Origin of the sequence: Nocardioides currus (assembly GCF_003057875.1) — a bacterium.
In the GTDB taxonomy this organism is placed as follows: domain Bacteria; phylum Actinomycetota; class Actinomycetes; order Propionibacteriales; family Nocardioidaceae; genus Nocardioides; species Nocardioides currus.
This window is the reverse complement of sequence record NZ_PYXZ01000003.1, coordinates 102976-125173: the sequence shown is the minus strand read 5'-3', so window position 1 is coordinate 125173 and position 22198 is coordinate 102976. Positions and strand designations below refer to the sequence as shown.

Annotated in this window: 23 protein-coding genes; 9 read left to right on the top strand and 14 right to left on the bottom strand. The window is 72.2% G+C overall.

Features of this window, described 5'->3' with window-relative positions; all coding sequences use genetic code 11:
* Window positions 1-74 precede the first annotated feature (74 nt).
* Together C7S10_RS09370 and C7S10_RS09365 are read right to left on the bottom strand one after the other, a co-directional pair.
* Window positions 75-539: a Fur family transcriptional regulator gene (locus C7S10_RS09370; RefSeq protein WP_108344175.1), complete on the bottom strand. Its 465-nt coding sequence runs from the start codon at window positions 537-539 to the stop codon at window positions 75-77.
* 31 nt (window positions 540-570) lie between these two features.
* Entirely contained in the window at window positions 571-1194 is a 624-nt protein-coding gene (locus tag C7S10_RS09365; RefSeq protein ID WP_207769313.1) for a class I SAM-dependent methyltransferase, read from the bottom strand.
* 60 nt (window positions 1195-1254) lie between these two features.
* Between C7S10_RS09365 and C7S10_RS09360 the strand changes: the two genes are divergently transcribed.
* Genes C7S10_RS09360 through C7S10_RS09350 form a run of 3 tightly spaced genes read left to right on the top strand, consistent with a single transcriptional unit; the run spans window position 1255 to window position 3233 of the window.
* Window positions 1255-2067 (top strand): VOC family protein, encoded by an 813-nt coding sequence (locus C7S10_RS09360; RefSeq protein WP_108344365.1) that lies wholly within the window; start codon window positions 1255-1257, stop codon window positions 2065-2067.
* A 33-nt stretch (window positions 2068-2100) separates the two neighbouring features.
* The gene (locus tag C7S10_RS09355) at window positions 2101-2739 is read left to right on the top strand and encodes a hypothetical protein (RefSeq protein ID WP_108344174.1); all 639 of its coding nucleotides are present in this window, start codon (window positions 2101-2103) and stop codon (window positions 2737-2739) included.
* Entirely contained in the window at window positions 2736-3233 is a 498-nt protein-coding gene (locus C7S10_RS09350) for a GNAT family N-acetyltransferase (protein ID WP_108344173.1), read from the top strand. Before C7S10_RS09355 ends, C7S10_RS09350 begins: the two co-directional genes overlap by 4 nt.
* Here the strand turns inward: C7S10_RS09350 and C7S10_RS09345 are convergent.
* The 8 genes from C7S10_RS09345 to C7S10_RS09310 all read right to left on the bottom strand — a co-directional run bounded on the left by C7S10_RS09345 (window position 3220) and on the right by C7S10_RS09310 (window position 12784).
* Window positions 3220-3624: a cupin domain-containing protein gene (locus C7S10_RS09345; protein WP_108344172.1), complete on the bottom strand. Its 405-nt coding sequence runs from the start codon at window positions 3622-3624 to the stop codon at window positions 3220-3222. The two genes, C7S10_RS09350 and C7S10_RS09345, sit on opposite strands and share 14 nt — an antisense overlap.
* A 34-nt stretch (window positions 3625-3658) precedes the next feature.
* Window positions 3659-5227 (bottom strand): peptide chain release factor 3, encoded by a 1569-nt coding sequence (locus C7S10_RS09340; protein ID WP_108344171.1) that lies wholly within the window; start codon window positions 5225-5227, stop codon window positions 3659-3661.
* A 75-nt stretch (window positions 5228-5302) separates the two neighbouring features.
* Window positions 5303-5722, bottom strand: coding sequence for a BLUF domain-containing protein (locus C7S10_RS09335; protein ID WP_108344170.1), 420 nt, complete (start codon window positions 5720-5722; stop codon window positions 5303-5305).
* 20 nt (window positions 5723-5742) lie between these two features.
* Window positions 5743-6609, bottom strand: coding sequence for an aldo/keto reductase (locus tag C7S10_RS09330; protein ID WP_108344169.1), 867 nt, complete (start codon window positions 6607-6609; stop codon window positions 5743-5745).
* Between the two features lie 35 nt (window positions 6610-6644).
* Complete coding sequence (locus C7S10_RS09325; RefSeq protein WP_108344168.1) at window positions 6645-8588, bottom strand: adenylyl cyclase; 1944 nt, start codon at window positions 8586-8588, stop codon at window positions 6645-6647.
* 235 nt (window positions 8589-8823) lie between these two features.
* A complete protein-coding gene (locus tag C7S10_RS09320; RefSeq protein WP_108344167.1) occupies window positions 8824-10290 on the bottom strand; it encodes a carboxyl transferase domain-containing protein in 1467 nt (488 codons plus the stop codon).
* Window positions 10287-11462, bottom strand: a complete 1176-nt coding sequence (locus tag C7S10_RS09315) for a CaiB/BaiF CoA transferase family protein (RefSeq protein WP_108344364.1) — start codon at window positions 11460-11462, stop codon at window positions 10287-10289. Before C7S10_RS09315 ends, C7S10_RS09320 begins: the two co-directional genes overlap by 4 nt.
* Window positions 11459-12784 carry an SLC13 family permease gene (locus C7S10_RS09310; protein ID WP_108344166.1) on the bottom strand — a complete coding sequence of 442 codons (1326 nt, stop codon included), beginning with the start codon at window positions 12782-12784 and terminating at the stop codon, window positions 11459-11461. Before C7S10_RS09310 ends, C7S10_RS09315 begins: the two co-directional genes overlap by 4 nt.
* A 97-nt stretch (window positions 12785-12881) precedes the next feature.
* On the opposite strand from C7S10_RS09310, the gene C7S10_RS09305 reads away from it, so the two are divergent.
* Genes C7S10_RS09305 through C7S10_RS09295 form a run of 3 tightly spaced genes read left to right on the top strand, consistent with a single transcriptional unit; the run spans window position 12882 to window position 15313 of the window.
* Complete coding sequence (locus tag C7S10_RS09305) at window positions 12882-13604, top strand: FadR/GntR family transcriptional regulator (protein WP_108344165.1); 723 nt, start codon at window positions 12882-12884, stop codon at window positions 13602-13604.
* Window positions 13601-14362 (top strand): sulfite exporter TauE/SafE family protein, encoded by a 762-nt coding sequence (locus C7S10_RS09300; protein ID WP_108344164.1) that lies wholly within the window; start codon window positions 13601-13603, stop codon window positions 14360-14362. Before C7S10_RS09305 ends, C7S10_RS09300 begins: the two co-directional genes overlap by 4 nt.
* A gap of 21 nt (window positions 14363-14383) precedes the next feature.
* Window positions 14384-15313 (top strand): MBL fold metallo-hydrolase, encoded by a 930-nt coding sequence (locus C7S10_RS09295; protein WP_108344163.1) that lies wholly within the window; start codon window positions 14384-14386, stop codon window positions 15311-15313.
* A gap of 3 nt (window positions 15314-15316) precedes the next feature.
* Here the strand turns inward: C7S10_RS09295 and C7S10_RS09290 are convergent, their stop codons facing one another.
* Both C7S10_RS09290 and C7S10_RS09285 read right to left on the bottom strand, forming a co-directional pair.
* On the bottom strand, window positions 15317-16186 hold the full coding sequence (locus tag C7S10_RS09290) for a DODA-type extradiol aromatic ring-opening family dioxygenase (protein ID WP_207769312.1): 870 nt from the start codon (window positions 16184-16186) through the stop codon (window positions 15317-15319).
* Between the two features lie 5 nt (window positions 16187-16191).
* Window positions 16192-16569 (bottom strand): DoxX family protein, encoded by a 378-nt coding sequence (locus tag C7S10_RS09285; RefSeq protein ID WP_108344162.1) that lies wholly within the window; start codon window positions 16567-16569, stop codon window positions 16192-16194.
* 103 nt (window positions 16570-16672) lie between these two features.
* On the opposite strand from C7S10_RS09285, the gene C7S10_RS09280 reads away from it, so the two are divergent.
* From C7S10_RS09280 to C7S10_RS09270, 3 genes are all read left to right on the top strand, one after another.
* The gene (locus C7S10_RS09280) at window positions 16673-17161 is read left to right on the top strand and encodes a MarR family winged helix-turn-helix transcriptional regulator (protein WP_108344161.1); all 489 of its coding nucleotides are present in this window, start codon (window positions 16673-16675) and stop codon (window positions 17159-17161) included.
* A gap of 85 nt (window positions 17162-17246) precedes the next feature.
* A complete protein-coding gene (locus C7S10_RS09275) occupies window positions 17247-19088 on the top strand; it encodes an amino acid permease (protein WP_108344160.1) in 1842 nt (613 codons plus the stop codon).
* 41 nt (window positions 19089-19129) lie between these two features.
* On the top strand, window positions 19130-20140 hold the full coding sequence (locus C7S10_RS09270) for a hypothetical protein (protein WP_108344159.1): 1011 nt from the start codon (window positions 19130-19132) through the stop codon (window positions 20138-20140).
* A 13-nt stretch (window positions 20141-20153) separates the two neighbouring features.
* Here C7S10_RS09270 and C7S10_RS09265 read toward each other — a convergent pair whose 3' ends face one another.
* Both C7S10_RS09265 and dnaB read right to left on the bottom strand, forming a co-directional pair.
* Entirely contained in the window at window positions 20154-20660 is a 507-nt protein-coding gene (locus tag C7S10_RS09265) for a YflT domain-containing protein (RefSeq protein WP_108344158.1), read from the bottom strand.
* Window positions 20661-20695: 35 nt separating this feature from the next.
* A complete protein-coding gene (gene dnaB / locus C7S10_RS09260; protein WP_207769311.1) occupies window positions 20696-22102 on the bottom strand; it encodes a replicative DNA helicase in 1407 nt (468 codons plus the stop codon).
* Window positions 22103-22198: the final 96 nt, after the last annotated feature.

Genomic DNA, 22198 nt, shown 5'->3' with positions numbered 1-22198 from the left:
TGTCGGAGGTGTCGGTCGCCCGCTCGGAGTCGTTGGGCAGGTCGTCGGTCAGGTCGTCAGGCATGGGTTCCCTCTCAGTTGCTGCTGGTCGTGCGGGCGTTGGTGGTGGCGTTGGTGTCGGTGGCGTTGGTGCAGGCGGGGCAGGTGCCCCAGTAGGTGACCTCGGCCTCGTCGACGACGAAGCCGTGGGTGTCGGAGGCGTCGAGGCAGGGCCGGGCGCCGACCGCGCAGTCGACGTCGGCCACGGCGCCGCAGCTGCGGCACACTACGTGGTGGTGGTTGTCGCCGACCCGCAGCTCGTAGCGCGCCACGGATCCGGCCGGCTGGATGCGGCGGACGAGCCCGCTGCGGGTCAGGGCGTCGAGGACGTCGTACACCGCCTGGTGCGAGACCGACGCCAGCTCGGCGCGCACGGCGCCGAGCACCGTCGCGGTGTCCGCGTGCGGGGCGTCGCCGACCGCGCGCAGCACCGCGAGCCGCGGCTGCGTGACACGCAGACCGGCGCCTCGCAGGAGGCTCTCGGCGGGGGTCGTGGTCACAGGGCCACCCTTCCGCCTTTTCTTGAACAAATCAAGTAATGCGGGCGAGCAGGCTGACCCAGTCGCTGTCCTCGGAGTCGCTCGAGACCTCCTGCCACTCCACCCGCAGACCGGCCGCGACCAGGAGATCGATCAGCTCGCCCTCCTCCCAGAGCGCGACGTAGTAGGGATTGCCCGAGTCGCCCACCTCCCAGCGCTCACCCTCACCCGTGCGTACGGCGAGGAGCAGCGCGCCGCCGGGCGCGAGCGAGGCCGCCATCCGCCCGAGCACACGGGCGAGCGCCGACCTCGGGACGTGCTGGAGCACCGCGAGGGCCACCACGGCGTCGTACGGACCACCGAGGTCGTCGGACACCACGTCCAGCCGCTCGACCTGCTGGCCGCGCTCCTGCTGGAGGTCGATGAAGGCCTGCGTCACGTCCGTGCGTCGCACCCGCAGGCCGGCCTCCTCGAGGGCGTCGGCGTCCCAGCCGGGGCCGGACCCGATCTCGAGGACGTGGCCGCCCGGCACGGCCTCGACCAGTCGGGCCAGCCCGTCGCTCAGCCCGCCGCCCGCTGTCTCGCGGGCGTAGTCGGCGGCCACCAGCTCGTAGGACGCGACGGTGCGGGCAGTGGGGTCCGCCTCGGCGGGTGGCTCGATCGGCTGGCGCGGCACCACCCCAGAGTAGGACGACGCGGACCCCACCTGTCCGGTTCCGGTCGTAGCGTGGCGGACATGGAGACACAGCGGACCTATCCCGAGGGCGTCACGTCCTGGATCGACCTCGAGCACCCTGACCCGTCGGTGGCGCAGGAGTTCTACGGCGGCCTGCTCGGCTGGCGGTTCGTCGAGACCGGTGGCGGCGCCTACCTCATCGCCCAGCTCGACGGCCAGGACGTCGCCGGGATCTCGAGCGGCGAGGGACGCACGTGGACGACCTACGTCGCGGTCGACGACGCGGAGGCAGCAGCTGCCCGGGTCGTTGCCGCGGGCGGTCGGGTCGTGAGCCCGCCGACCGCCTTCGGCCCGGCCGGCACAGCGGCCTACTGCGAGGACCCGGAGGGTGTCGCCTTCGCGTTGTGGCAGGCCGGCACCCGCCTGGGCGCCCAGCTCACCAACGCTCCGGGGGCCTGGAACTTCAGCGACCTCCACACCACCGACCCGGCGGCCGCCACCGCGTTCTACGGCTCCGTGTTCGGCTGGGAGGTCTCCGACCTCGGCTTCGCCACCATGATCGGCCGGTCCGGGTACGGCGACCACCTGGCCGCGACGGTCGACCCCGGCATCCACGAGCGGCAGAGCGGGGTCGGCGTCCCACCCGGCTTCGCCGACGCCATCGGGTGGCTGGCGCCCACGACCGGCGACGAGCGGCCACACTGGCACGTCACGTTCACCGTCGCCGACCGGGACGCGACCGTCGCGGCGGTGGAGCGGCTCGGCGGCACCGTCCTCGCGACCGCCGACTCCGCGTGGACCCGCACCGCCGAGGTCCGCGACCCCGCGGGAGCCGTCTTCACCGCCAGCCAGTTCACCCCGCCGGCCGGCTGAGCGCACCGGCCCCGGGTGCGGCACGCTTGGTCCATGACCTCCGACCTCGGCGACCGGCTCGCAACCTGGCTCGAGGGACTCGACCTCGCCGGCCACCTGCCCGCGGCCGGGCTGCCGTCCTTCACCCGCGACGCCGACGGCCGGGCCGTGTGGACCGACCCCGCGACCGGCGACCCGATGACGGCCGAGCAGCTCGAGGCGCTCGACGCGATGCTGCACTCCCAGGGTGACGACCCGGCCCACGCGATCCCGCTCCAGCTCATCCAGGTCGCGCGCCAGGCCCGGCTCCGCAGCGAGCTCGCGGCCACCCCGACCCACGACTACGCGTCGCTGGCCGCCGTGCGGGGCGCGACGCTGGACGCCACCCGGTTCATGATCCACAAGACCGCCGCGCGACACCGGCTCCTGGTGATCGGCGACCACCGCGACGTCATCGTGCCCGCCTTCCAGCTCACGTCCGGCGGCGAGCCGCGACCCGACCTCGAGCCCGTGCTGATGCCGCTGCTCGCGGCCGGGATGGACCCGTGGGCGGCGTGGATCTGGCTCACCCAGCCGGCCGCGCTGCTCGGCGGTCTCGTGCCCGAGCGCGCCGCGGCCGACCCGGACGAGGCCGAGCTCGTGGCCACGGCGGCCGTCCGGCTCGCCGAGCGCGTGGCATCGTCGTCGTCATGACCGACGCCAACCCTGGTGACCACGCCGTACGCCGCGCGACACCGGCCGAAGCCGGGGTGCTGGCCCGGCTGCTGTGGGACTTCAACACCGAGTTCGAGACCGAGACCGACCCGGTCGACGTGCTGGCCCCGCGCTTCGAGCGGTTGCTGGCGCTCGACGACGTCGTCGCGCTGCTGGCGGGCGAGGCCGACGGGTTCGCCCTCGTCACCCTGCGCCCGGCGATCTGGTTCGACGGGCCGGTCTCGCAGCTCGAGGAGCTCTACGTCGTGCCGGCGCTGCGCGACCGCGGCATCGGTACGGCGATCCTCGACGCCGCCCGGGGGCTGGTGCTCGAGCGGGGCTCGCCGGAGATGCACATCAACGTCGACGAGGTCGACACCGACACCCGCCGCTTCTACGAGCGGCACGGCTTCGTGAACATCGAGGCGGGCGTCGACTACCGGATGCTCTGCTACGTCGGGCCCACCGGGGTCGGCGACGTCAGTCCGGGCTGACCCTGTGCCCGACGGTGCTGTCGATGTGGTCGGGCACCTCGCCGTCGAAGTCGCCTGTCGTCACCGTGCCGGTCGGCTCGACCAGCAGGATCGTGGCCCCCTCGGCCGATGAGGGCCGGTGCAGCAGGTTGCGCGGGACGACGAAGACGTCACCCGTGGCCAGCGCGACCACGCGCTCCGTGCCGTCCTCGTCGCGCAGGCCGATGTCGAGCTGCCCGTCGAGGACCAGGAAGAGCTCGTCGGTGTCGGGGTGGCGGTGCCAGACGTACTCGCCGCGGACCTTGGCCGTGCGGAGGTCGTGGTCGTTGACCTGCGCGAGGATCCGCGGGCTCCACAGGTCCTCGAAGGAGGCCAGCGTCTGGTGCAGGTTGACGATCCGGGGGTCGGTCATGGGTCAACCATGACCGAACCAGCCAGCTGGAGCGCTAGGCCGCGCCGCCCGCAGGCAGCGGCTCGAGCATGATCTCCGGGTTGTCGCGCGCCGTCGCGCCCGCGCGCCACTGGTCGGTGAAGATCGCGAGGTAGGTGCCGTCGGAGCGCTGGAGCACCTCGACCCCACGGCCCCCGCGCAGCGCGAGGGCGCCGTCGGCGTCGGTGCGCCGGGCGACCTTGTAGTCGAGCGAGGAGAGCCGGATGGGCGAGTTGAACTCGTTGGTCATCCGCTCCTGCACGACCTCGAACTGCATCGGCCCGACGGCCGCGAGCACCGGGCTCTGGTCGCCACGCAGGTCGGAGCGCAGCACCTGCACCACGCCCTCCTGGTCGAGCTGCTCGATGCCGCGGCGGAACTGCTTGAAGCGGCCGATGTCGGCGGCGGTCGCGGTCATGAAGTGCTCCGGCGCGAAGGTCGGCACCGGCGGGAACTCGATCGGCTCCCCGACGTACACCGTGTCGCCCACGCGCAGCGCCTGGGCGTTGACGAAGCCGATGATGTCGCCGGGGTAGGCCTGCTCGATCGAGGTGACCTCGCGGCCGAAGACCGCCTGGGCGTACTTCGTGGCGAACGGCCGACCGGTCGAGGCGTGCGTGACGACCATGCCGCGCTCGAACTCCCCCGACACGATGCGGGCGTAGGCCATCCGGTCGCGGTGGGCGGCGTTCATGCCCGACTGCACCTTGAAGACGAAGGCGCTGAAGTCGTCGGCGACGTGCCGCGGCGTGCCGTCGACGCCGTCGATCGTGCTGGGCGCGGGTGCGAGGTCGAGCAGCAGGTCGAGCAGCTGGGCGACGCCGAAGTTCTGCAGGGCGCTGGCGAACATCACCGGCGTCGTCACGCCGGCCAGGAACGTCTCCTGGTCGTGGTCCTTGTCGTCGAGCGAGAGCAGCTCGTGCTCCTCGACCGCGGCGGCCCACACGTCGGCGTCGACCTCGGGCACGTCGTCAGCGGACATCCGCAGCTCGGGCGCGCGGGTGGCGCCGCCGGCGGTGCGGGTGTACTTCACGAACTCGCCGGTGCGCCGGTCGAGCACGCCGCGGAAGTCGCCGGCCTCGCCGACCGGCCAGGTCAGTGGCGTCGGGCGGAGCTTGATCTGCTGCTCGATCAGGTCCATCAGCTCGAGGGCCGCGAGGCCGGGGCGGTCCCACTTGTTGATGACGGTGATGACCGGGATGCCGCGCAGCGCGCAGACGCGGAACAGCTTGAGGGTCTGCGGCTCGAGCCCCTTGCCCGCGTCGACCAGCATCACGGCCGAGTCGACGGCGGAGAGCACGCGGTAGGTGTCCTCGGAGAAGTCGCTGTGGCCGGGGGTGTCGACCAGGTTGATGACGTGGTCGCGGTAGACGAACTGCAGCGCGGCCGAGGTGATCGAGATGCCGCGCGCCTTCTCCATGTCCATCCAGTCCGAGACGGTCGCGCGGCGCCCGCCCTTCCCGTGCACCGCGCCGGCCTCGGTGATCACCCGTGCGTGCAGCGCCAAGGCCTCGGTGATCGTGGACTTGCCGGCGTCGGGGTGGCTGATGACGGCGAAGGTACGGCGAGGGCGGTTGTCGGACACGCCTGCGAAGTTACCGCGCCGCGCCGGCAAACCCCGCGTCGGCGGCGGTGTGATCCGTGCGGTCGGGCGGGCCGCTCAGGCCGCGTGGTGCGTGCGGAACAGCGACACCAGGTCGTACGTCGGGACGGCGTCGTCGCCGAGTCCGCTCCCGGCAGGACCCCGCAGGAACGCCTGGAACGTGGTCGCGTCGTGGAGCTCGCGCCGGTCGAGGTTGCGGAAGCCCATCGACCAGTCGGAGAACACCCTCCCCTCGACGGGGCGACGCTCCAGCACGGTGACGTCGCGGTGTCGCGGGTCGACCTCGATCGCCTCGAACACCTCGTCCACCGCACGTCGCGGTCCCTCGAGGGCCTGGATGATGCCGCCGCCCGAGTAGACGAGCATCCCCGTGAGCCCGAGGGCGTGGTTCTTGGGCCGGATCTGCTCGAGCAGGTCGACGAGGTCGGGGACGGCCATCAACGTCGTGGCCGAGCTGATGTAGGTCAGCGTGTGCACAGGGATACCGCCGCCCCGCGTCAGCCGTCGAGGCGACCGAGCTCCTGCTCGGTCAGGACCAGGTCGGCAGCGGCAGCGGAGTCCTGGACCGACGACGGTCGCTTGGCCCCCGGGATCGGGATCACGCACGGCGACGCGGCCAGCTCCCAGGCCAGCGCGACCTGCTGGGCGCTGACGCCCCGGGCCTGCGCCACCTCGGCGAAGGCCGGGTGCTTCTCGGCGAGCTCCTTGGCGCTGCCGAGCCCGCCCAGCGGGCTCCACGGCAGGAAGGCGAGACCGAGCTCCTCGCACGTGTCGATCTCCGCGCGGCTGCTGAGGAACGCGGGGCTGTACTGGTTCTGCACGCTGACGAGGCGCTTGCCCAGGACGTCGTACGCCGCACGGATCTGCTCGGAGTTGGCGTTGGACAGGCCCACCGCGCCGACCTTGCCGCTGTCGGCGATCTCCTTGAGCGTGCCGATGACCTCGTCGTAGGGCACCTTCGGGTCGGGTCGGTGGTGCTGCCACAGGGCGATCTGCTCGACCCCGAGCCGCTCGAGGCTGGCGTCGACGGCCGAGCGGAGGTGGTCGGCCGAGCTGTCGGTGTCCCAGCCGCCGCCCTCGGTGCGCACGTGCCCGCCCTTGGTCGCCAGGACGACCCGGTCGCGGACCCCGAGCTCGTCGAGCAGCGAGGCGATGAGTCGCTCGTTCTCGCCCTGGGCGCCCTCGCCCTTCTCGTCGCCGGGCCCGTAGGCGTCGGCGGTGTCGAAGAGCGTGACGCCAGCGTCGAGGGCGGCCGTGACCGTGTCGAGCAGCTGCTGGCGCGGCTGCGTGCCGGTCTGGTCGAAGGTCATGAGGCCCAGGCCGATCGCGCCGACCTGGTGGGAACCGAGAGTCCGTGTCTGCATGGGTCCGACCCTAGGCGTGCGGGAAAGCCGACTGTTCACCCCGTCGGGTAGTCCACGAGGTAGCTCGGGACGCCCGACGCGCTGCTGTCGACCCGGGCGCCCGCGTCGTTGACGACGTGCTCGATCGCACCGGCGTCGAGGTTGACGGTCAGCACGTGGTGCAGCCGCACCCCGGTCCGGTCGGGCACCTCGAACCCGCGCTGCGTGACGATCGAGGGGTCGTTGCGGTTGAACACGTAGACCCCGCCGCCGTACAGCTGGTGGCGCTGCACCGTGTCCGCGACCTTGTAGCCCGTCCAGCCGAGGGTGCCGTCGGGTCGGTTCCAGTCGGCCTGCGTGGGCGGGTCGTAGGGCAGCTCGTTCTGGTAGAGCACGACCTCGCCGTCCTCGCCGTTCCAGATCGTGTTGTGCTGCTGGAAGTGCTCGACGAACAGTCCCGTCGCGCTCACCCGGTCGCCGTTGACGACGAGGCCGACGCGGCCGGTGTTGGTGCGCCAGCGGTCGGTGTCGCCGCTCGCTCCCTGGGTGAAGCCCTCGACGCCGTGGTCGGCCCGCCACACCCATGCGTGGTCGATGAGCACGTCGTCGGCGTCGACCTGGAGCGAGACGTCGGCCCTGCCGACGTGCGGTCCGCCCACCCGGAAGTAGACGTCGTTGAGCGTGGTGCTGGGGGTCCCGTCCGAGCCGTGCCGCGGCCCGCCTCGGTGGTGCCCGCGACCGGGCTCGCCCTCGATGCGCATCAGCGCCGGCGAGGAGACGGTGCCCGCGTCGATGGTCACCCCGGCGACCACGACGCCCTCGGCGTGCTTGTCGACCACCAGCGGGACGGCCCCGCCCACTGCGGTCAGCGTGGCCTGGCCCAGGCCGAGGACCACGGTGTCGTCGCGGCGTACGACCAGGCTCTTGTCGATGTCGTAGACCCCCGGCGTCAGCAGCAGGTCCTTGCCCCGGGCCAGCTGCGAGGCGAGCTCGCGTGCGCTGACGCCCGGGCGCGCGACGAAGAAGTCGGAGAGCCGGCGGCTCTCGCCCGCCCCGGTCCCCGCGGTCCAGTCGGTGCCGCGCGAGTCGGTGCGGGCGTCGGGCACCCGCACCTGCCAGGTGCCGGCGGCGTCGACGTACACGAACGGCTTCTCGCGACTGATCGGCGTGGTGTCGAGGGTGGTGTACGGCGGGGTCGGGAACCCGGTCTCGGCGGGCGCGCCGACCGTGCCGGCGAAGACCTGGTTCCACACGCCGTTGGACCAGCTCCCGACCTCGGCGTTGCGGGTGATCCACTGCTGCTGCGAGCCGTTGACGACGTCGCCGGTGCGCGAGTCGGCGAGGTAGCCGCCGCTGGCGTACTGCGGGCCGGCGGTGCAGTAGTCCATCAGCGACAGGGTGCCGCCGCGGATGTCGACGCGGCGCAGCGAGGAGGCCTGCGAGACCGCCCAGAAGTTGGCCGAGGCCCGGCAGCCGTCCTGGCCCGCGCCGTTGACCTGGATCGTCAGGTTGGACAGCGAGCGCCAGAAGTTGTTGAGCGCGACGCAGTAGGGCTGCGTGGGGCCGTCGGTCAGGCAGCGGTTGTAGACCTCGATCTTGCCGTTGATGACGGTGTCGGACGGCGAGACCCCGAGTCCGGCGACCTCGGTGTAGTAGCCGACCTGGATCTGCAGCGGCTCGGTGGCGGTGCCGTAGGTGCCCGGCTTGAAGAGCAGGCTCCAGCGCTCGGTGCCCATCTCGGCATCGACCTGCTGGGCGTGGATCGCGTCGGCGCGGGCCTTGATCTCGGCGACCGGCATCGAGGGGTCGAAGACGACCACGCGGGAGCCGAGGTCGGGGGCCTTCGGCGGGCCGTGGTGACGCCCTCCGTGTCCACCGCCCGGTCCGCTCCCGTGCCCGGCGGTCGCCGTGGTCTGGGCGACCAGGGGCGAGGCCAGGGCGACGACGAGGACGACCAGCAGGGTGGTCAGCCGGCGGGGGCTGAGGGTGGCACGAGACATCAGACCGAGACCCTTCGTGAGGATGGAAGCGCTTCCACGCCGCCGAGCCAGCATGCCACCTCGGAGTGACGTGCGCCACACCCGTCTCGTCCCTCGTCGGGCATCAGCCGGGTCGTCCGACGGTCTGGCCGCTCCAGCCGCCGGGTCGTCGGACGTCCCGCGCGGCGTCCGACGATGCGGTCAGTGTGGGCGTCGGCCGACGACCAGCAGCGGCGGCGCGGGCGCGCCACCATGCTCAGGACCGCCCGAGCTGGTCCCGTCCCATGCTCACGAGCATCGCGGCGGCCTCGGCGGCGACGGCGCGGGCCAGGGTGGCCGCGTCGTCGTCCTCGCGCTCGGGGACGATCCGGTGCACGGTGCCGGTGGCGGCGAGGTCGACGGCCCGCACCTGGTGCCGCTCCGCCATCTCGGCGGCGTGGGCGACGTCGCCGTGCACGATGACGCTGGCCCCCTCGGGCGGCAGCGGCGAGAGCCAGGCGTGCTGGGCGGCCAGCACCCGCCGGGCCGGGAGCAGGGCGAGCGCCCCGCCGCCACAGCCCTGGCCGAGCAGGACGGCGAGCGTGGGCACCCGCATCCTCGTCATCGTCGCGATGCACCGGGCGATCTCGCCGGCCACCGCGCGCTCCTCGGCGGCGACCGACAGCTCGGCGCCCGGGGTGTCGATGACGGTGACCAGCGGCAGCCGCAGCTCCTCGGCGAGGTTCATCGCCCGCCGCGCCTCGCGCAGGGCGGCCGGCCCCATGGCCCGTCCCGGTCCCTGCCGCGAGCGGTCCTGCCCGACGAGCACGCACGGCTGGCCGTCGAGCCGGGTCAGCGCCACGATGATCGTCTCGTCGCGCTCCCCCTCGTCGGTGCCGCGCAGGCGCAGGGTGTCGGCCGCGCCGTACCTCAGCAGGTCGCGCACCCCGGCGCGGTCCGGGCTCCGGGTGAGCTCGACCGACTCCCACGCCCCGCGGGCGACCAGGGCCGTGGGGTCGCGCCGCGGCAGGGACGGCGGTGTGGGCGGGTCGAGCAGCACCCGCAGCGACCGGTCGACCAGCTCGGGCAGCTGCTCGGCGGCGACGACGGCGTCGATCACGCCCTTGGCGGCGAGGTTCTCGGCACGCTGGACGCCGGAGGGGAACGGTTCGCCGTGCAGCGCCTCGAACACCTTGGGCCCGAGGAAGCCGACCAGCGCGCCGGGCTCGGCCACCGTGACGTGGCCGAGCGAGCCCCACGACGCGTAGACCCCGCCCGTGGTGGGGTTGCGCAGGTGCACGAGGTAGGCCAGCCCGGCGGCGCGGTGGGCGCCGATCGCCCGGGTGATCTCGACCATCTCGACGAAGGCCGGCGTCCCCTCCTGCATCCGGGTGCCGCCCGAAGCGGTGGTCGCCAGCAGGGGCAGGCCCTCGGCGGTGGCGCGCCGCACGGCGGCCGTGATCCGGCCCGCCGCGTCCCGGCCGATCGAGCCGGCCAGGAAGCGGAACTCGTTGGCGATGACCGCCACCGGCCGGCCGCGGACCAGCCCGCGGCCGGTGATCACCGACTCGTCGGTGCCGGCCCTCTCCCGGGCCGCGACGAGCTCGCGCTGGTAGGCGGGGTCGTGCCCGCTGATGTCGATGGGTCGGTCCCAGGACTGCCACGTGCCCTCGTCGAGCACGAGGTCGAGCAGCTCCTCGGCGCCCCAGCGACGCGGTCCCTCGCCGGCGACAGCGGCACTCACGCCGTCGGCCCTTCCAGCCACGACCGCAGGCGCTCACCGTGCTCGTCGAGCAGCGGCGGGGCCGCGTGCTCGCGGTGGGTCGTCTCGGTCCCCGATGCGTCGAAGAAGCGCAGCGGCGGTCCGGGCAGCGTGAGGGTCCCGAGCGAGGAGTGCTCGACGTCGATCAGCAGCCCCTGGCTACGCGTCTGCTCCCAGGCGTAGACCTCATCGAGGCTGCGCACCTTGCCGGCCGGCACGCCGACCTCGGCGAGCCGCTCCAGCAGCGCCTCGGCGTCCCAGTCGGCGAAGGCCGCCTCGACGACCTCGATGGTCCGCTCGCGCGAGGCGACGCGGTCGCCGTTCGTCTCCAGGCCGGGGGTGGCGGGGTCGATGTCGAACCCGTCGCAGAGCCGCTTCCAGAGTCCCTCGCTGCCGACCGCGATCTGCACCGCACCGTCGCGGCAGTGGAACAGGCCGTAGGGCGAGATCGACGGGTGGTGGTTGCCCTGGGCGCGACCGACCTCGCCGGCCACGGTCCACCGCGTGCCCTGGAATCCGTGCACGCCCACCACGGCCGAGAGCAGCGACGTGCGCACGACCTGCCCGCGCCCGGTGGTGGTCCGCTCGTGCAGGGCGGCGAGCACGCCGTAAGCGCCGTACATCCCGGCCAGCAGGTCGGCGATCGGGACGCCCACGCGCTGCGGGTCCTCGGGCGAGGAGCCGGTCAGCGACATCAGGCCCGCCTCGCCCTGCGCGATCTGGTCGTAGCCGGCGCGACCGCCCTCCGGCCCGTCGTGGCCGAAGCCGGTGATGGAGAGCACCACGAGGCGCGGGTTGCGCTCGAGCAGCGAGTCGATGCCGAGGCCGAGGCGCTCGAGGACACCGGTGCGGAAGTTCTCCACCAGCACGTCGGCGCGGTCGACCAGCCGCAGCAGCACCTCGCGGTCGGCGTCGGCCTTGAGGTCGAGGGCGATCGACTCCTTGTTGCGGTTGGCCGAGAGGAAGTACGTCGACTGGCGATCGTCCTCCGGACCGACGAACGGCGGTCCCCAGCCCCGGGTGTCGTCGCCGTGGCCGCGGGCCTCGACCTTGACGATCCGGGCACCGAGGTCGCCCATCATCATCGTGGCCTGTGGGCCGGCGAGGGCACGGGAGAGGTCGACGACGAGCACGTCGTCCAAGGGCTTCGTCACGAGCCCCACCCCGGCAGCACCAGCGCGGCCCAGACGAGCAGCGGACCGGCCAGGGTGACGGCGACGCCGTAGCCCAGGATCTGCTTGTAGTAGACCGGCTCGCTGATCGAGTCGGGCCGGTTGGCCAGCATCAGCGCGCCGTTGGTCGAGAACGGGCTGACGTCGACGATGGTCGACGACACCGCGAGGGCGGCGACGAAGAGCGCCGCGTTGATCCCGCCGTCCGCGATGAGGGGTACGGCGATGGGGATGATCACCGGCAGCAGCGCGGTGGACGAGGCGAAGGCCGACACGACCCCGCCGACGTAGCAGAGGACCAGCGCGCCGATCGCGGCCGCCCCGAGGCCGGCGGCCCAGTTGCCGACGAACTCCGGCGAGCCGGCGGTGGTGAGGATGGTGGCGTAGGTGCTGACACCGGCGACGAGGAGCACGGTCGGCCAGGCGATCTGCTTGACCGCGTCCTTGTGCTCGTCGGCGTTGAGCATGGCCAGGATGACCGCCGCGGTGATCGCGACGAAGCCGATGTTCTTGTCGAAGGCCAGCGCGATGACGGCGACGCCGACGAAGGCGACCAGCGTCAGGACCTGGTCACGGCGCACGCCCTGGGCCTGGGTGCCAGTGGGGGCCGAGGTGCCGTAGCCGCGGGCGGGGACCGTCGCGCCGCCGCGGTGCAGGTCGTCGTCGAGGGTGTCCTCCTCGTCGGGGTCGATCCGCATCGACATCAGCTTCCGGCCGCCGAGGGCGACGAAGAGGATCGCGGCCATCACCGTGTTGACGACCAGGCTGGCCAGGAAGACGGTGATCTCGCTCGTCGGCAGCCCGGCGTCCTCCATCACCGAGTTGGTGATGACGCCGTAGATGCTGATCGGCGAGAACCCGCCGGCCTGGGCGCCGTGCACGACGAACATGCCCATCATCAGCGGGCTGATGCCGTAGCGGCCGGCGAAGCCCAGGGCGATCGGGCCGATGATCGCGCAGGCCGCCGGGCTGACGGCGCCGATGCCGGTCAGCACGGCGGTCACCGCGAACATCACCCACGGGATCAGGGCCACGCGACCTCCGACGGCCTTGACCGCCGTACGCACGATCAGGTCGACGGTGCCGTTGTTGCGGGCGATCGCGAAGAGATAGGTGACCCCGATCAGCGTCAGGATCAGGTCACCGCTGACCCCGCCGAGGATCTCCTTCTCGTCGAGGTCCAACGCGTACATGCCCACGAGCCACGCGGCGACGTACGCCAGCGCGCCCATGTTGATGGGCAACAACGTGCCCACGACGAACAGGGCGACCAAGGCGATGATCGCCACCCATTCCGGTCCCATGAGGACCCTCCCTCTGCCGACTACGTGACCGGCGTCGCGTACTGGATCAGTGGCCTAGCCAATAGCCCTCTGAGCCATCTGTCAATAGGATCAACCCATGTCCGCGCGCCCCACGCCTGGGTCCCAGGCCTCCTCGTTCCCGGCCCCGCTCGCCCGGATGCGGCTCTACGAACAGGTGGCCGAGCAGATCTCGGCCTGGATCAAGGAGCACGACCTCCAGCCCGGCGACAAGCTGCCCGCGGAGCGCGAGCTCGCCGCCCGGCTCGGGGTCAGCCGGGCCACCCTGAGCCAGGCGCTGGTCGCCCTCGAGGTCATCGGGGCGGTCGCCGTGCGCCACGGGGACGGCACGGTCGTCGCCTCGGCGCCGGGCGCCTCCCGCATCGTCGAGGCGGTGCGTGCGCACGCCGACCGCCTGCCCGAGATCATCGAGACGCGGGACGCGCTCGAGACCAAGATCGCCAGCCTCGCGGCCGGGCGGCGCACCGACGAGGACCTCGAGCGGATCGAGGACGCGCTGACCGCGATGGAGCGCGACGTCGAGGCGGGCGGTCGCGGGGTGGAGGGCGACGAGCTCTTCCACGGCGCCGTCACGGCGGCCGCGCACAGCAAGCTGCTCTCGCGCCTGATGGGCGAGATCTCCGACCTGATCCGCGAGACGCGCATCGAGTCGCTCTCGCAGCCCGACCGGCCGCGGGCCTCGCTCGCCGGGCACCGGGCGATCGCCGACGCGATCCGCGCCGGGGACCCCGAGGGCGCCGCGCGCGCCATGCACGCGCACGTCGAGATGGTCAGCGACGTCGCCGTCCTGCGCACCACGTGACCCCGCTCGAGCAGGTGCTCGTGCTGCTGGCCGGGCTGGGCAGCGGCATCCTCACCTCCACCGTCGGGGTCGCGTCACTGCTGAGCTTCCCGGTGCTGGTCGCGGTCGGGCTCCCGCCGGTGGTGGCCAACGCGTCCAACACGGTCGGCCTCACCCCCGGCGCGATCAGCGGCTCGTTCGGCTATCGCAGCGAGCTGCGCGAGAACCCGCGCGTGACCGCGATCGTCCTCGCCACCTGCGCGGTGGGCTCGGTGGTCGGCGCGGTGCTGCTGCTGGCGCTGCCCGCGTCGGTCTTCGAGGGCGTGATCCCCTGGCTCATCCTCGGCACCTGCCTGCTGGTCGGCATCCAGCCGACGCTCTCGGCCCGCCTCCGCGCCCGGCGCGGGGACGACGCGACGATGCGCATGCACGTCTCGCCCGTCACCGGCCTCTTCGCGACGATCACCGGCGTGTACGGCGGCTACTTCGGCGCCGGCTCCGGCGTGATGATGCTGGCGGTGCTCGGGCTCGGCACCGACCTGCCGTTCCGGGTCGCCAACGCGCTCAAGACGCTCGCGGTGCTGGCGGCCAACCTGGTGGCCAGCATCATCTTCGTCGTCGCCGCCGACATCGACTGGCGCGCCGTCGTCCTGCTGGCCGCCGGGTCGGTGGTCGGGGGGTACGTCGGTGCGCGGATCGGTCGCCGGCTGCCGGCGTCGCTGCTGCGGGCCGGGATCGTCGTGGCCGGGATCGTCGGCGCCGTCCTGCTCTGGCGTTGAACCGCTCCTAGTCTGGGCGCCATGCGCCTCAAGCCCGGTCGCCCGTCGCTGGACCAGTACGCCGACCGCTTCGACACCCCCGCGTCCACCGACGACTTCGCGGTGACCTTCCTCGGCGTCGCCAGCCTGCTGCTCGACGACGGCACGACGGCAGTGATGACGGACGGGTTCTTCTCCCGCCCGTCGCTGCCCCGGCTGCTGCTGCGGCCGGTCGCGCCCGACGAGGGGCGCATCGACGAGGCGCTGGGACGGCTGGGGCTCGGCCCGTCGGGCCGGTCGCTGGCCGCTGTGCTGCCGGTCCACACGCACTTCGACCACGTCATGGACTCCGCGGTCGTGGCCGCCCGCACCGGTGCCGTCCTCGTCGGCGGCACGTCGAGCGCCAACGTCGGTCGCGGCGGCGGACTGCCCGACGACAGGATCCACGTCGTGACGCCCGGCGTGCCCGTGTCGTACGGCGCCTTCACGATCACCCACGTCGAGTCCAGCCACTGCCCGCCCGACCGCTTCCCCGGCACGATCGACGAGCCCGTGGTGCCGCCGGTGCGCACCGCGGCGTACAAGTGTGGCGAGGCATGGTCGATCCTCGTCGAGCACACGGGTGGTCGCAGCGCCCTGCTCCAGGGCAGCGCCGGGTTCGTCCGCGGCGCGCTCGCCGGGCAGCGCGCGGACGTCGCCTACCTCGGCGTCGGCCAGCTCGGCGTGATGGACGAGGCCTACATCCGTGACTACTGGGCGGAGACGATCGAGACGGTGGGCGCGCGGCGGGTGGTGCTGACGCACTGGGACGACTTCTTCCGGGGTCTGGACCGGCCGCTGCGTGCGCTGCCCTACGCCGGCGACGACCTCGACGTCACGATGCGGGTCTTCGGCGAGCTCGCCTCGCAGCAGGGGGTGGCCCTGCACCTGCCGACGCTGTGGCGGCGCGAGGACCCCTGGTCGGGGCTGTGACCGTCACACCACCTGGATGGACCGCGTGGAGTTGCCGAAGCGACTCCGGTCGATCGGGGTGATCGTCGAGCCGGCCCCCACGCTCGACGCGGCACCCATCGTCAGCAGCAGCGGCACGAAGTGGTCGGCCGTCGGGTGCGCCACCCGCGCGCCGGGGCCCTTCGCCACGTAGTCGCTCAGGGCGTCCACGTCGCCGCGGTCGAGGGCGTCGGCGGCCCACTCGTCGAAGGCGGCGGTGTGCCGAGCCAGGTCGGGGTCGCGCATCACCGCGAAGCTGTGGGTCATGAAGCCCGAGCCCATGACGAGGACGCCCTCGTCGCGCAGGGCGCGGAGCCGCTGCCCGAGGGCCAGCAGCGCGGCCGGCTCGAGGCTGGGCATGCTGACCTGGACCACGGGCACGTCGGCGGCCGGGAACATCGCCATCAGCGGGATGAACGCGCCGTGGTCGAGACCGCGGTCGGCGTGGTGGTGCAGCGGCGTCCTGCCGCCGAGCGTCCCCGCGATCCGCCGCGCGAGGTCGGTGCCGTCGGGGGTGGCGTACTCCAGCGTGTAGTAGCGCGGGTGGAAGCCGCCGAAGTCGTAGAACAGCGGCGTGCCCGCGACCGCCGAGGAGATGGCGACCGGCGCGTTCTCCCAGTGCGCCGAGACGACCACGATCGCCCGCGGCTTGGGCATGGAGCGGCCCCAGGCGTTGAGGTCGGCCAGCCACTCCGGGTCGTCGAGCGTGGGCGGCGCGCCGTGGCTGACGAAGACCGCCGGCATCGGACCGTCGGACGGCTGCCACACCCGCTGGTCGCGGGCCGTCGGCAGGACGCGGGCCAGCAGGTCGTCGTACGCGCCGGCCGGGCGGGTGGGACGGAACGGGTCGGGCACGGGGATCACCCGGTGAACGAGTAGGGGCCGAAGCGGCCCCACGCGACGATCGCGGCAAGGACGCCGAGCACCACGTTGACGACGATCATCTGGGTCTCCTGGCGGCGCGCGTGCGTCACGGCGGCGCCGATCATGACCAGGACCAGGCCGAGCGCGGCGAGCGGCGTCAGGACAGGGACGATGTCGAGCGCGGCCGGGAGGACCAGCCCGACGGCCGCGAGGACCTCGAGCGCGCCGATGGCCTTGACCGCGTTGGGGCTGAAGTCCTCGACCCATCCCATGTTCTGGGCCAGCTTGTCCTTCGGCTGGGTGAGCTTGGTGGCGCCGGCGGCGAGGAAGGCCACGGCGAGCAGCCCGGCGATGATCCAGAGGACGACGTCCATGATGACTCCTAGGGGGAAATTACTTCATGTTTGAAGTGAACGTAGACCTGTAACTGCTTCACGCGTGAAGTTGTTCCCGGTGGCCCCGGAGTAGGTTGCCACCATGGTCGCGAGCACCGACGAGCCCGACTGGCTCACGCCGGACGAGCGCGAGGCGTGGCTCGCCCTGGCCAGCCTCACCATCCGGCTCCCCGGTGCGCTCGACACCCAGTTGCGGCGCGACGCCGGGCTCTCCCACTTCGAGTACACCGTGCTCGCCGCCCTGTCGGAGGCGCCGCGGCGCACGCTGCGGATGAGCGAGCTCGCGGTGCTGGCCGAGGGGTCGCTGTCCCGGCTCTCGCAGGTGGTCTCCCGCCTGGAGGGGCGGGGGTTCGTGCGCCGTACGCCCGATCCCGACGACGGCCGCTCGACCCTGGCCACGCTGTCCGCGAAGGGCTGGAAGAAGGTCGTGGCGACGGCCCCTGGCCATGTCGCAGAGGTACGCCGCCTGGTGCTCGACCCCCTGACGCCGGCGCAGGTCGGGCAGCTCGCGAGGATCGGCCGGCGCATCATGACCGCCGTCGACCCGCAGGACGAGTGCCCCGGCGCCTGACGAGCCGTGCTCGTGGGGGCTATCGGCACGGACCGGGAGGGTCCACACTGAACGGGCCAACCACACTCGGGTGAAGGGACGGCCCATGTCCGGTGGACCGGAGCTGAAGAAGTCGCTGACCCAACGTCAGCTGTCGATGATCGCGATGGGCGGGGTGATCGGGGCCGGGCTGTTCGTCGGCTCGGGCGCCGTGCTCGAGGCCGCCGGACCCGGGGCCTTCATCACCTACCTGCTGTGCGGGCTGCTGATCATCCTGGTGATGCGGATGCTCGCGGAGATGGCCGTCGCCAACCCGTCGACCGGCTCCTTCGCCGACTACGCGCGCAAGGCGCTCGGCAACTGGGCGGGCTTCTCGGTCGGCTGGCTGTACTGGTACTTCTGGGTGATCGTCGTCGGCTTCGAGGCCGTCGCCGGCGGTCAGGTGCTGCAGTACTGGATGCCCGACGTGCCCACGTGGGTCTTCGCGCTCGTGCTGATGACGACGATGATGGGCACCAACCTGATCAGCGTCTCGTCGTTCGGTGCCTTCGAGTTCTGGTTCGCCGGCATCAAGGTCGCCGCCATCCTGGTCTTCCTCGTCCTCGGCGGGCTGTTCATCTTCGGGTTGTGGCCCGACAAGGCGATGGACTTCTCCAACCTGACCGCCAACGGCGGGTTCCTGCCGCACGGGACGCTCGCGCTGACCACCGCGATCGTGACGGTGATCTTCTCGATGGTCGGCGCCGAGATCGCCACGGTGGCCGCCGCCGAGTCGGCCGACCCGGAGCGCGCGGTGGCCAAGGCCGCCAACTCCGTCATCACCCGCATCTGCGTGTTCTTCGTCGGGTCGATGTTCGTGCTCGCGGTGATCCTGCCCTGGGACTACGCGGACCGGATCGACGGCGAGGGCGTCGCCGCGTCGCCGTACGTCGCAGCGCTGCAGTCGATGGACATCCCCGGCGCCGACCACATCATGAACGCGATCGTGCTGACCGCCGTGCTGAGCTGCCTCAACTCCGGGCTCTACACCGCGTCTCGGATGATCTTCGTCCTCGCGGGCCGCAGCGAGGCGCCCGCGTCGCTGATCACCGTGACCGACCGCGGCGTGCCGCGCAACGCGATCCTCGCCTCGTCGCTGGTCGGCTTCGCCTCCGTGGTGTTCGCCGCGATCTGGCCCGAGACCGTGTTCACCTTCCTGCTCAACTCCTCGGGCGCGGTGATCCTGTTCGTCTACCTGCTGATCTCGATCTCGCAGATCGTGCTGCGCTACCGCACCGACGACAGCGAGCTGACGGTCAAGATGTGGCTCTTCCCGGTGCTCTCGATCCTCGGGGCGGCGGCGATCGTGGCGATCCTCGTGCAGATGTTCTTCTACCCCGACTCGCGCACGCAGATCACCCTGAGCCTGCTGAGCTGGGCGGTGGTCCTCGTGCTGTTCTTCGTCAACCGGGCGCGGATCGGGCGGGCGGCCCGTCTGGGTACGGCGCCGCAGGAGCCGGGCGGCGAGGCCGCACGCATCCTCGTGGTGGCCAACGAGACGCTGACGGCCAGCGAGCTGGTCGACGAGCTGACCCGCCTCGACTCCGACCTCGACGCGACCTACCGCGTGGTGGTCCCGGCCAGCCCGGTCGACACCGGGGCGGCCACGACCCACGGCGCCCTCAACATCCGCGAGGCCACCGCCACCGCGGCGCAGGCACGGCTGGACCGCACGCTGGAGATCCTCACCGATGCCGGGCTGGAGGTCACCGGCGGGCTCGGCGACTACCGGCCGCTGCGCGCGATCAAGGACGCGATCGAGTCGTTCGACCCCGACCGGATCGTGATCGCGACCCTGCCGGCGAGCGCCTCGGTGTGGCAGCGGTTCGAGGTGGTCGACCAGGCCCGCGAGCTGGGGGTGCCCGTCACCCACGTCGAGGCCGACTCGATGCTGGCCTCACGGCCCTGAACCCCACCGCTCGACGCCTGGTCGCCGCTAAGGTCGCCCGCATGAACCGGGTCGTGGCGGCGTCGGCGCTCGCGACCCTGGTGCTGGTGGCCGGCTGCGAGGACGACGAGCGGGTGCCGGCCACGCCCGAGGCCCTCGCGGCCGTGGCCCTCGAGCACGCCGACGTGGAGCCGACCCTCGTGGAGGGGTCCAGCGAGGGTGGCGACGTCCGGGCGTCGATCAGGTTCGACGAAGGGCAGCAGCTCCTGAGCGTCGGAGCCCAGGACGACGGCACCGAGGCGGACGAGGGCTGCGAGGGTCGAGGGACCTGCGCGGTCGTCGAGACCGACGCCGGTGACGTCGGCCTCTACTGGGAGGACGAGGAGCCCGAGGAGGACCCGGGCATCGTCGTGGTCACGTTCGCGACCGGCGACGGGCTCAACATCGCCTACTACGCCGGTGACCGGGTCACCGGAGACCCGCGCGACCTCGATCTCGGGGTCGACGTCGACGAGATGGTCGCGATCGTCACCGACGAGCGGTTCGGCACCTCCACGACGAGGGAGATGACCGAGGTCGATGTGCCGGGCTGGGCCGAGGACCCCGGCGGGCTGACGCCGCGCACGATCGCCCACGAGCTGACGCTGCTCCACCAGACCGTCCACAAGCTCGCGGCGTACGAGGTCGACGCCAGCGCGTACGGCGACGGCAGCATCGGCGCCACCCTCGAGCTCGACGACGACATCACCCTGACCGGCTACCACGTGCCGGACGCCGACCAGGCCGACCTGTGCCCGACCGGCTGGGTGTGCGAGCCGGGCGCAGAGGACGGGGTGTTGACCGGGAAGCCGCGCGGCCAGGTCAACGACTTCGCCGGCACCTCACCGCTCCGGCTCCTCGTGGCCGTCGTGGACGGCGACGGCCACGCCAGCGTCGTGGTCCGCGAGGGGCCCACCCTGGCGGGCTACGACCCGACCGAGTCGATGGTGCGGGTCGCCGGCCTGATCCCCGACCACGCGCGCATCGATGCCGACGACCTGGCCGAGATCGGCGCGATCTGGGACGAGCGCTGAGGCTCCCCGCCCCCTAGTCGAACGGGGTGGGCAGCGCACCGGGCAGACCGGCCAGCAGCTCGCGGGCCCGCGCGGCGTGCTTGTGCTCCACCAGGATCTCGTACCTCGTCGCGACCACCTGGGTGATCGAGCTGAAGTCGCGCTGGCCGCGGGTCGCGGCGTAGCCGATCAGGCTCCAGACCAGCCCGAAGACCGCCCCGAAGAACGCGGTGCTCAGCAGCACCTGGAGGGTGTTGGCGCTGGTGAACAGCGCGAAGATCAGTCCGACGAAGCCGCCGAGCCACAGGCCGGAGAGGATCCCGCCGATCGCGATCCGGTTCCACGTCAGGCGCCCGGTGATGCGTTCGATCCGCTTGAGGTCGGTGCCGACGATCATCAGCTGCTCGACGGCGAACTCCTGGTCGGAGAGGTAGTCGACGCTCTTCTGCGCGGCGGCGTAGTCGTCGTACACCGCCAGCGACTGCGGGAACTGCAGCTTGAGGGGCGAGGCGGCGGTGGGGCGGGGCGACGACATGCTCATAGGACCAGTGTGGCACCGGGGGTGACGGGGGAGCCTCAGTGCGCCATGTCGACGAAGCGCGAGTAGTGGCCCTGGAAGGCGACGGTGAGGTCGCGGGTCGGGCCGTTGCGGTGCTTGGCCACGATCAGGTCGGCCTCGCCGGGGCGGGTCGACTCCTTCTCGTAGACGTCGTCGCGGTGCAGCAGGATCACCATGTCGGCGTCCTGCTCGAGCGAGCCGGACTCGCGCAGGTCGCTCATCATCGGCTTCTTGTCGGCGCGCTGCTCGGGACCACGGTTGAGCTGGGAGAGCGCGATGATCGGCAGCTCGAGCTCCTTGGCGAGCAGCTTGATCTGGCGGGAGAACTCCGAGACCTCGAGCTGGCGCGACTCGACCTTCTTGCCCGAGCTCATCAGCTGCATGTAGTCGATCACGATCAGCCGGAGGTCGTGGCGCTGCTTGAGCCGTCGCGCCTTGGCGCGGATCTCCATCATCGTCATGTTGGGCGAGTCGTCGATGAACATCGGCGCCCCCGAGACCTGGCCCATCTTGCGGGCGAGGTTGTCCCAGTCCTGCTCGGTCATCTGGCCGTTGCGGATGTGGTTGAGCGGCACCTTCGCCTCGGCGGAGAGAAGTCGCATCATGATCTCGGTGCGCGTCATCTCGAGGCTGAAGAAGACGCTGGACAGGTTGTTGTGGATCGACGCCGCCCGGCAGAAGTCGAGGGCCAGCGTCGACTTCCCCATCGCGGGTCGGGCCGCGACGATGATCATCTGCCCCGAGTGCAGGCCGTTGGTCAGCTCGTCGAGGTCGGCGAAGCCGGTCGGCACGCCGTAGAGGCCCGCCTCGCGGTTGCCGATCGCCTCGATCTCGTCGAGGGTCGGGTTCATGATGTCGCTCAGCGGCGCGTAGTCCTCGGTCGCGCGGCGGTCGGTGATCTTGTAGACCTCGGCCTGCGCCTGGTCGACCACGTCGTCGACCTGGCCCTCGCCGGCGTAACCGATCTGCACGATCTTGGTGCCGGCGTCGACGAGGCGACGCAGGATCGCCTTCTCGCGCACGATCTCGGCGTAGTAGCCCGCGTTGGCGGCGATCGGCACGTTGGCCGAGAGCGTGTGGAGGTACGGCGCACCGCCGACGCGCTCCAGCTCGCCCTTGCGGCTCAGCTCGGCGGCGACCGTGACCGGGTCGGCGGGCTCGCCACGGCTGTAGAGGTCGATGATCGCGTCGTGGATGACCTCGTGCGCCGGCCGGTAGAAGTCGACGCCGCGCAGCGTCTCGGTGACGTTGGCGATCTCGTCCTTGGAGATCAGCATCGCCCCGAGGACGCTCTGCTCGGCCGCGTTGTCCTGGGGCGGGGTGCGGTCGCCGGGGCGCCGTGGCGCCTCGCCCGGCTCGTAGGCCGCCGGCCCGTCGCCCCACTCGAAGTCCGCCTCGCTGCGACCCTGCTCGGTGATGCTCACCGTTGTCCCCTCACTGCCTCTCGGCTCCCGCACGCCACCCGCTCCGCGACCCCGTGACCGACCGTAGGGAGGCGCACCGACATCGAGTGGTGCGCG

Bases quoted from the DNA above. Each gene is read 5' to 3' on its own strand.
- C7S10_RS09280 (WP_108344161.1), top strand. From the start codon at position 16,673: ATGGTCGCGAGCACCGACGAGCCCGACTGGCTCACGCCGGACGAGCGC.
- C7S10_RS09330 (WP_108344169.1), bottom strand. From the start codon at position 6,609: ATGCAGACACGGACTCTCGGTTCCCACCAGGTCGGCGCGATCGGCCTG.
- C7S10_RS09285 (WP_108344162.1), bottom strand. From the start codon at position 16,569: ATGGACGTCGTCCTCTGGATCATCGCCGGGCTGCTCGCCGTGGCCTTC.
- C7S10_RS09310 (WP_108344166.1), bottom strand. From the start codon at position 12,784: ATGGGACCGGAATGGGTGGCGATCATCGCCTTGGTCGCCCTGTTCGTC.
- C7S10_RS09325 (WP_108344168.1), bottom strand. From the start codon at position 8,588: ATGTCTCGTGCCACCCTCAGCCCCCGCCGGCTGACCACCCTGCTGGTC.
- C7S10_RS09360 (WP_108344365.1), top strand. From the start codon at position 1,255: ATGGAGACACAGCGGACCTATCCCGAGGGCGTCACGTCCTGGATCGAC.
- C7S10_RS09265 (WP_108344158.1), bottom strand. From the start codon at position 20,660: ATGAGCATGTCGTCGCCCCGCCCCACCGCCGCCTCGCCCCTCAAGCTG.
- C7S10_RS09350 (WP_108344173.1), top strand. From the start codon at position 2,736: ATGACCGACGCCAACCCTGGTGACCACGCCGTACGCCGCGCGACACCG.
- C7S10_RS09295 (WP_108344163.1), top strand. From the start codon at position 14,384: ATGCGCCTCAAGCCCGGTCGCCCGTCGCTGGACCAGTACGCCGACCGC.
- C7S10_RS09270 (WP_108344159.1), top strand. From the start codon at position 19,130: ATGAACCGGGTCGTGGCGGCGTCGGCGCTCGCGACCCTGGTGCTGGTG.
- C7S10_RS09355 (WP_108344174.1), top strand. From the start codon at position 2,101: ATGACCTCCGACCTCGGCGACCGGCTCGCAACCTGGCTCGAGGGACTC.
- C7S10_RS09275 (WP_108344160.1), top strand. From the start codon at position 17,247: ATGTCCGGTGGACCGGAGCTGAAGAAGTCGCTGACCCAACGTCAGCTG.
- C7S10_RS09345 (WP_108344172.1), bottom strand. From the start codon at position 3,624: ATGACCGACCCCCGGATCGTCAACCTGCACCAGACGCTGGCCTCCTTC.
- C7S10_RS09305 (WP_108344165.1), top strand. From the start codon at position 12,882: ATGTCCGCGCGCCCCACGCCTGGGTCCCAGGCCTCCTCGTTCCCGGCC.